Raw genomic sequence first — 1,255 nt, 5'->3', positions numbered from 1 at the left:
GTATTTACTGAAAAACACCATTATTTTCATAAATAAATTAACAGGAGAGGTGACTATTGGCTTTTGAATTTTTACTTATTAGTACTATTATGGAAAAGCCATCGCTAAAAAGAGATGGCTTTTATTTCTTTATAAATCACTTCGTCGGCAGTTTTATATCTTTAAACATCGCTTCAATATCTTCATTAGAACGCAAGGCAACCGCTTTATCCACCACATCACGGGTCAGATGTGGGGCGAAACGCAGAATAAAGTCATACATATAACTGCGCAAGAAAGTGCTGCGGCGGAAACCAATTTTCGTGGTGCTGTAGGTAAAGATATCACGGGCATCAACTATCACCAGATCAGGATCTTGGATCGGATCAACTGCCATACTGGCGATAACCCCCACACCCAGCCCTAATCGCACATAGGTTTTAATCACATCGGCATCCGTCGCGGTAAACACAATGCGCGGTGTCAGGCCAGCACGATTAAATGCAGTATCCAGCTCAGAACGACCAGTAAAACCAAAGGTATAAGTCACAATCGGGTATGCTGCCAGCTCTTCAATGCTGACGTGGGTTTTACCTGCTAAAGGATGATCAGGCTTCACTACCACAGCACGGTTCCAGTGATAGCACGGCAACATAATCAGGTCGTCATATAAATGCAGCGCCTCAGTGGCAATAGCGAAATCAGCGCTCCCTTTAGAAACCGCTTCGGCTATTTGGGTCGGCGAGCCTTGATGCATATGAAGCGACACACGCGGGTAGCGCTCGATAAAACCTTTAATCACATTCGGCAATGCATAACGCGCCTGAGTATGGGTAGTGGCTACATACAGCGAACCTTTATCAGGATAGGTATGTTCACCGGCAACGGCTTTGATAGCATCTACTTTGGACAAGACTTCACGGGCAATACGGATGATTTCCAGCCCTGCGGGGGTCACCTGCGTGAGATGTTTGCCACTGCGGGCAAAAATTTGGATACCCAGCTCATCTTCCAGCATGCGGACCTGCTTACTGATCCCCGGCTGCGAGGTATACAGTCCTTCTGCGGTGGACGATACGTTAAGGTTGTGATTGACCACCTCAACAATATAACGGAGCTGCTGCAATTTCATATCGATACCATCCTAGGTTGAACACTGTGGGAACGCCACAGTTTGGTATATCGGTATCACCCGGTATGCCGAGAAGTTATTAACTAAAACCCGTAAACTGCATGGTGCGAAGCTGGTCAGTATTGACCTTATAATAACATTAGG

The 1,255-nt window shown here is 46.1% G+C and carries 1 protein-coding gene; it reads right to left on the bottom strand.

Annotation, left to right across the window (positions count from 1 at the left end):
- Window positions 1-136: 136 nt before the first annotated feature.
- The gene (cysB, locus tag V2A85_RS23765) at window positions 137-1,111 is read right to left on the bottom strand and encodes an HTH-type transcriptional regulator CysB (RefSeq protein ID WP_372558978.1); all 975 of its coding nucleotides are present in this window, start codon (window positions 1,109-1,111) and stop codon (window positions 137-139) included.
- Window positions 1,112-1,255 lie beyond the last annotated feature (144 nt).

The organism is Yersinia sp. 1252 StPb PI (assembly GCF_048593885.1).
Classification (GTDB): Bacteria; Pseudomonadota; Gammaproteobacteria; order Enterobacterales; family Enterobacteriaceae; genus Yersinia; species Yersinia enterocolitica_E.
This window is presented reverse-complemented; position numbering and strand designations above follow the sequence as displayed.

Excerpts from the sequence above, each read along its gene's own strand:
- cysB (WP_372558978.1), bottom strand. The coding sequence starts at position 1,111 with ATGAAATTGCAGCAGCTCCGTTATATTGTTGAGGTGGTCAATCACAAC.